Source organism: uncultured Nostoc sp., from assembly GCF_964245445.1.
Taxonomy (GTDB): domain Bacteria; phylum Cyanobacteriota; class Cyanobacteriia; order Cyanobacteriales; family Nostocaceae; genus Nostoc.
Genome location: NZ_CAXTNE010000065.1, coordinates 23,544 through 30,892, shown reverse-complemented (window position 1 = coordinate 30,892; position 7,349 = coordinate 23,544). Strand labels below are relative to the sequence as shown.

Here is a 7,349-nt window from a genome sequence, read left to right as displayed (position 1 = left end):
ATTGTTCAAGATGGAGCGCAGGTTTCAGCTTCCACTTCTAAAGAATCTACCGGAGAGGGGGGAAGCATTATAGTTAAGAGTGGAGAATTAAATGTCTTAAATAACGCTGACATAACTGTGAGCAGTCAAGGCACAAAAAAGGCAGGTGATTTGGAAATCACGGCTCGTTCTATCAAATTGGATAACCAAGGTAAGCTGATTGGGCAAGCTAACTCCGGTGATGGTGGCAATATTACGCTGAACTTGCAAGACTTATTGTTACTGCGCCGCAACAGTGAGATTTCTACCTCAGCAGGCACTAGAGGGGCTGGTGGAAATGGCGGTAATATCACCATCAATATCCCTGACGGCTTCATCGTCGCCAACCCAAATGAAAACAGCGATATCACCGCCAATGCATTTAGTGGTAGTGGTGGGAGAGTCACAATTAAAGCTACTAATATTTTTGGAATTGCACCACTAACTAGCGAAGACCTTAAAAAGTTGCGCCCTACGGATTTAGACCCGCGTCAACTTCAGACAAATGATATTACGGCAGTTTCCCAAACAAGACCTAATTTAAGTGGCATTGTAGATATCAACACGCTCGATGTTGACCCCTATCGAGGATTAATTAACTTACCAGCTGTACCAGTCGATACTCAAGTGTCGCAAGCCTGTCAAGTGCGTCCTGGTGAAAATCAAAACAGTTTTACGATCACTGGACGCGGCGGCTTACCACCCAACCCCAGAACCGAACCCCTCACTCCTGATGCAGTTGAACTAGATTGGGTAACTCTCAACCCAAAGGGTGAAAACCGTGTTGGTACAAATTCAAATCAGGTAAATAGTTCCAGTCCAGCGCCGATTGTGGAAGCGCAAGGGTGGGTAAAAAATGCTAAAGGTGAAGTTGTACTCACGGCTGATGCGCCGAAAGGTTTGCCTCATAGTTCCTGGTTTACTCCTGCTTCTTGTTTCTAAAAAACCAGGTTATACTAATTCAAAATTTAAAATTCAGAAAGCCAGATTTAAATCTGTCATATTCTTTTTTCAAATTGGTATTAGTTAGAAAAACCGGATTTCTAACGCACATTAGAGCCAATTGCCTACTAAAACATAGGGTGCCCAGAAATATGGAGCTTTTTCCTTAGCAAAAACAGCTAATTGGGCACCCTGGAGCGCCTCGGCTTTATTCGCCCCAACCTTTAGCTGTCGATAGAACTCACTCATTACATCGGCAGTAGAGCGATCATCTATTGACCACAATGTTGCTAGTGTACTGCGTACCCCCGCCCGCATAGCTATCCCAGCCAGTCCCAAAGCTGCTCGTTTGTCTCCCTCAGCAGTTTGGCAAGCACTAAGGACGAGTAATTCAATGCTACTAAATCTGTTTTTGTCGCTAACTCGCAGTAGATTATCAAATTCCTTGACTTTAACCAGTTTATCCCAGGTGAGAATAAAGGTTTTTTCAGCATCAGAACTAAATTCACCGTGAGTTGCTAGGTGAACCACAGAGAAGGAAACTTTTTGCAACTTATTTTGCAGGTTTGTTTGGGTAAACTGTTGATTTAACAGTTCTTCACTCTTAGGTACTTCAGATTTGATTTCTTTTAATTCCCGTGGTACATTTTCTAATTCGGGAAATTCTTTGCCTTCGACTGGGCGTTTTTCGCTGACTCCGGCTGTTAAAGCATTTAGCTGTACCTGTCGCAAAGGTTTAGGATCAAGGAGTTGCAAACCTGGTGTCAAGGCGATCGCATATTTCTCTACTAGATATTGCTTCTGTTGTTTGTCGTAGAGAACCGCCATCGGAATATTCCGCAAATCACCATCCAGTACAAACACTAAGGTTTTTATCCCACTATTAACTAAATCTGTTTGTGCAGGTCGAATTAACCAATCATATATTTGTTGCGACTGCTGCTGAACTCGAACGGTCGCTGTGACATTTAGTAAGTTTTTCCTCAGTTCTGCTATTGTGTTTTCCACATCATTTTGAGCTATTACAGTCTTGTAGTGGCGCAAGTCTTGATTAGGCAATTTGACGATAACATCTAGGCGGTCTGGCAAAATAATTGGATAAATTACTGCTGCTCGTTGGTCTTTTTTGTCAACTACTGGGTCAAGTTCCTGCGTAGGGTTTAAACAGGCTGACCGAAAGAAGTTATCGAGTTCTGCCAATTGCAGAGATTCAATTACATCACGAGCAAGCTTTAGATTGTCTTGATTGCTGCCCTCTTGTGGCGATCGCGATAGTGAAGCGTCAGCGCTAGCCTTTAGTAGAGAAGCGTCTCGTTGGTCTAGCTTATCAAAGCGAACAGAAGCGCTGTTGCCTTGGGGAGAACGCAACAGTAATTCGACTAACTCTCGATACACTGGTTCAATATTGTCCCGGAAGGAAAACTGAACGTCTGGATTGATGGCTACTAAATCACCACGCAGAGATTGAAGGGTCTTGTAGGCTACATTATAGGATGCGATCGCGCCTTTAATATCTTCCTTTTTTTTCAATATGCGTCCTAGTTGCCATTGCCACTGATAAGCAATATCCGATGCATTAATACTTTGCGCTGTGAATAAAGCTTTCTCGGTAAGCTCTTGAGCATCAGAAAACTGCCTGGTTTTTTCATACAACTCACCAAGGCTGCCCATGGCATAAGATTCTGCTCGCCGATCTTGCAAGTTCTGTGCCTGTTTGATCGCAGTGGAGAATTGCTGGGCAATGTTCAGCCATGAGGGGGTATCTATGCTAGTTTTTTCTTTTAATTGTGTAAGATTTTCGGCAAACTTAATGCGAGTATATACTGAGGTTCGGCTGGGTGGCAAGTTGCTAATTGCCGACTGGATTTGAGACGACAACGCTAATGCATCTTGATCTTGGTTTTTTTCTAAAAGTAGACTAAGTAAATTTAGGCGAGCCTGGATGCGGGTGATGGAGGAAACAGATACAGCAGCAGCCTCCTGATAGTATTGTAAAGCCGCTTCAGTGTCTTGCTGGGCGCGGGCTGTGTTGCCTAAACTGAGTTGAGCCTCTGCGATCGCTTTTGGAGATTGCACTCGTTTTGCCACTGCTAAACTTTTCCCCAACACCAACCGTGATACGCTTAAATCACCGACAACTCGGCGGATGTTGCCAAGACTACGCAGCCCTGTTGCTACAAGAAGTGAGTCTGGAAGGCTGGTAAGGGTTTGCTGTACTTCGTTTAAAATTTTGTTAGCTTGAAGGTAAAGCCCTAAAGCTTGCAAAGCTTGTGCAGAGTTAATCCGGTTACGAGTTAATCTAGGCTTGTCGCCTATTTGCTGATAAATATTAGCAGCTTTTTGCCAGATAGTTAAAGCCGCTTCTGCTTGTCCTTGTGATAGTTGTAACTGTCCTTGCACATCTAGGGCTTGTGCAATAAGTTGGGAACGCTCACCGGAACTGCCCGTATTTTCCCCTGACTGTAATAATTTTAAACTTTGGGCGATCGCTTCCTCAGCTTCTGCCCACAAGCCAAGTTGATGATAAGCCAAGGAGAGATTACTCAGCGTCATCGCTTCTTGTAATCCATCCCTAGAGGTTTTAAACGCAGCAGCAGCCTGTTGCAAAACTTTTATCGCTTCACTAAACTGTCCCCTGTCGTATAATATTTTGCCCTGTTCCACTACGCTTGCCGTTTGGGATGGGCCGCTTTTAAGGGGGAGTAGCGAGTAGAAAGTAGGGGATTCAGCATTCATCAGTTCCCTGCTTTCACTACTTCCTTGTTTTCCCCACTCCCCTTGCTCGGTCAAATTTTGCATGGCAGAGTAGACGGCAGGAGGTTTTGCTAAAACAGGGGATAAGGCTATGCATAGAAATGCAGTGAACAGCGCTAGGAAAAAATGATTTGGGCATCTCATAGTTCAGTTCTGTATAGTCAAATATAGTCAGACATTACTTTATTATCAATTGCCCCTTGTTCACAGAACCTTAAAGGCATATAATGGTCTGTACCATTAATTTTGCGGGGTAATACTAGCTCCTGATTAAATAGCAATGTGGGTGCATTCGTCCCCATAAGCTTACAGGCGATCGCTAAAGAAAGAAAAAGGGTGTATGAGCAAGAAGTATAATGTACACCTATTTGACTTTTGACTTTTGACTTCCGCCTTGCGGCACTAGTCTCCAGTGCTATGTCCTAAACTCTGAGTTTTAGCTTCTAATGGATCGGGTTGAGGTTTTTGATACTTACCTGGATACTTGTGCTGAAAATAAGCTTCTAGCACTTGTAAAACCATCGGGCCGCAAACAGTACCGCCATGTTCGCCAGTATTTTCACCAAAGGCCACAACCACAATTTCCGGCTTATTAGTGGGGGCATAAGCACCAAACCAAGTGTGATTTGGGCGACCAACACCAGCTTCAGCAGTGCCACTCTTTCCAGAGGCTGGGGCAATTGTGGGCACGTCCAAGCGCTTACCAGTACCTTCACTCACTACCCGCCGCAGTCCGTCGCGGAGAACTTTAATAGTTGTCGGCTTCATATTTAAGGATTCTCGCCAACTTTTTGCTTGTTCGTTGTCTTTGAGTAAATGCGGCTGAACTCGATACCCGCCATTAGCAGGGACAGAAAACATAATCGCCGATTGCAGGGGTGTCACTTGCAAAGCACCTTGACCAATTGACATATTAATGGTGTCGCCTACAGTCCAAGGTGTTTTCAAAATTCTCTGCTTCCATGTTTCATCTGGAACCAAACCTTTTGATTCTTCGTTGGGAAATTCAATGCCAGTTCTTTGACCAAATCCGTATTTGCGACTCCATTCGATTAAAGTTGGGCCACCGACTTTTCTGCCAACTTGATAGAAGAAAGTATCACTACTCATAGCGATGGCTCGTGGAAATCCTAATGGCCCAAATCCGGCGTGGTTCCACTCACCAAAAGTCACCCCACCAACGGTAAGAGAACCAAAGGTCTGTAATATTGAATCAGGAGAAAATTGCCCTGATTCCAACCCAGCTGTAGTGGTGACAATTTTGAAAGTACTGGCGGGGGGAAAGGCACTCAGGGCACGATTAACCAAGGGATGATCTTTACCTTGCACGCTTTCCCAATCTTTCTGGGAGAGTTTTTGTTTGGAGAAGATATTCGGGTCAAAGGTGGGGTAAGATACTAGTGCTAAAACAGCACCGTTATTCGGATCGAGTGCTGCGATGGCACCTCGGTGATTTCCCAAAGCTTTTTCTGCTGCCTTTTGCACATCTAAATCTATGGTCAGGTGCAAATCGTTACCAGCTTTTGCCTGTTTCTCCCCCAAAACCCGGATTGGTCTACCCGCACCATCTACTTCCACTTGCTGACCGCCCCATTCACCGCGCAACATTTTTTCATAAGCTTTTTCCACCCCCATCTGACCGATTACATCTCCAAGTCGATAGCCTTGCTGCTTTTTGTCCTTTAACTGGTCGGGGGTCAACTCTCGCGTATAACCTAGTACATGAGCCAATTCCTTGCCGTGGGGATAATAACGCACAGAATCTGTATTGATTTCTACTTCCGGGAGTTCATTTTTATACTCCTTTAATGCCGTGATTTCTGCTTCATTTAGATCGCGAGCAACCCGGATGAGTGAAGAAGAATTAGCACCAGCTTGTTCTAATTTCTTTTCCATTTCATCTTGGGGAATGTTGAGAATTTGCGCTAGACGCGGGCCGACTACAGACCAGGAAGGTTTAGTATGTGCCATCGGCCACAAATATACAGAGCTAGGATAGCGAGTAGTGGCTAAAAGTTTACCGTTGCGGTCAAAAATATTTCCCCGTTCGGGTTGTTTAAGAATCATCCGAACTCGGTTCGCTTCGGCTCGTTCCCGGAGTTTTGGCCCTTCAACAATTTGCAAATATGCCAAACGAGCCTCAATACTAGTGAGCATTAATACGGTAAATACGATTAAAAATATTGATTGGAAACCACGTCCAACTGTACGTGTATCTTTTTTGCTGCCAATTGATGGGAATAAAGACATAAGACAAATAATGATTCCAATAGGGGTATTATCTGTATACAATTACCCTAAACTCATGCCCAGTATTGGGTATAAAAGAATTGGGCAAGTATATTCTTGAACAATTGTTTTTGGCGGATACAATGAACCAAAGTGTCAAATCTAGTCTGCCCAATAGACTACTGACAAAATCACGTAATATCACGGCATTCTACTGAGGATTATGGCTCAAATTGTCATGCAGAATCAAAGGGGGATAACAACTTTTCAGCCACTTGATGTTGAACTGCGTAACGTGTTCAAGTTTTTTAACCAAGAACCAGCAGTAAATGGAATCGATTTGGATATCAGACAGGGAGAATTTTTTAGTATTTTAGGCCCCTCCGGTTGTGGTAAAACAACAACACTGCGTTTAATCGCTGGGTTTGAAATCGCTGACGCTGGCAAGGTGTTGATTCAGGGTCAGTCTATGACTAATGTGCCGCCTTACCGCCGACCCGTCAATACTGTATTTCAAAGTTACGCTCTATTTAACCACCTGAATGTCTGGAATAACATCGCCTTCGGACTGCGGTTAAAAAAAATACCCAAATCGAAAATTGAAGCTAGAGTCCAAGAAGCTTTAAAACTCGTGAAAATGGAAAGTTTGCGATCGCGCTTTCCCAGTCAACTTTCTGGTGGTCAACAGCAGCGAGTCGCCTTAGCAAGGGCCCTAGTCAACCGTCCCACCGTGGTATTACTGGATGAACCTTTAGGAGCGTTAGATTTAAAACTACGTAAAGAAATGCAAGTGGAGTTATCAAATTTACACAAAGATTTGGGAGTGACCTTTGTGATGGTGACACACGACCAAGAAGAAGCATTGTCTTTGAGCGATCGCATTGCTGTGATGAACCAAGGCAAAATTGAACAAGTTGGCACTCCCAGCCAAATCTACGAACGTCCTTGCACATCCTTTGTTGCTGATTTTATTGGCGATACTAATTTATTTAGCGGTGAAATTGTAGGAGTAGACTCTTCTAATATTAAAATTTCGACAAAAACGGGACTCTCAATTGTCATTAGCCGCGCTGAAGATACACCATCTGAATTATCACAAGCAGTAGTAGTCTGCGTGCGGCCAGAAAAAATACAGCTTTCGCTTTATCCACCCAATTTGCCAACTAACTGCTTTGAAGGACGGCTTGTCAATGTTATGTATTTAGGCACACATGTTAATTATGTTGTGGAATTAACAAATGGCATTAGCATAAATGTGTTGCAACCGAATACTTTTGGCGTTTTACCAGACCGCGACACGCCCATCTACGTTTGGTGGCCAGAAAATGATTGTTTAGCTATTAGTCAATAGTTATAAGATTCAATAATGGAATAAGACCTTGACCTAAGAGGCAGGGGAGCAGGGG

3 protein-coding genes and 1 pseudogene are annotated in these 7,349 nt (G+C 43.8%); 2 read left to right on the top strand and 2 right to left on the bottom strand.

The features are described 5' to 3' along the window. A pseudogene (locus ACFE90_RS13600) lies at window positions 1-960 on the top strand (filamentous hemagglutinin); the annotation flags it as partial. 111 nt (window positions 961-1,071) lie between these two features. Here the strand turns inward: ACFE90_RS13600 and ACFE90_RS13595 are convergent. Together ACFE90_RS13595 and mrdA are read right to left on the bottom strand one after the other, a co-directional pair. Further along, window positions 1,072-3,759 carry a CHAT domain-containing protein gene (locus ACFE90_RS13595; RefSeq protein WP_375501287.1) on the bottom strand — a complete coding sequence of 896 codons (2,688 nt, stop codon included), beginning with the start codon at window positions 3,757-3,759 and terminating at the stop codon, window positions 1,072-1,074. Between the two features lie 357 nt (window positions 3,760-4,116). After that, the gene (gene mrdA / locus ACFE90_RS13590) at window positions 4,117-5,964 is read right to left on the bottom strand and encodes a penicillin-binding protein 2 (protein ID WP_375501285.1); all 1,848 of its coding nucleotides are present in this window, start codon (window positions 5,962-5,964) and stop codon (window positions 4,117-4,119) included. 202 nt (window positions 5,965-6,166) lie between these two features. Between mrdA and ACFE90_RS13585 the strand changes: the two genes are divergently transcribed. Further along, the gene (locus tag ACFE90_RS13585) at window positions 6,167-7,294 is read left to right on the top strand and encodes an ABC transporter ATP-binding protein (RefSeq protein WP_375501283.1); all 1,128 of its coding nucleotides are present in this window, start codon (window positions 6,167-6,169) and stop codon (window positions 7,292-7,294) included. Window positions 7,295-7,349 lie beyond the last annotated feature (55 nt).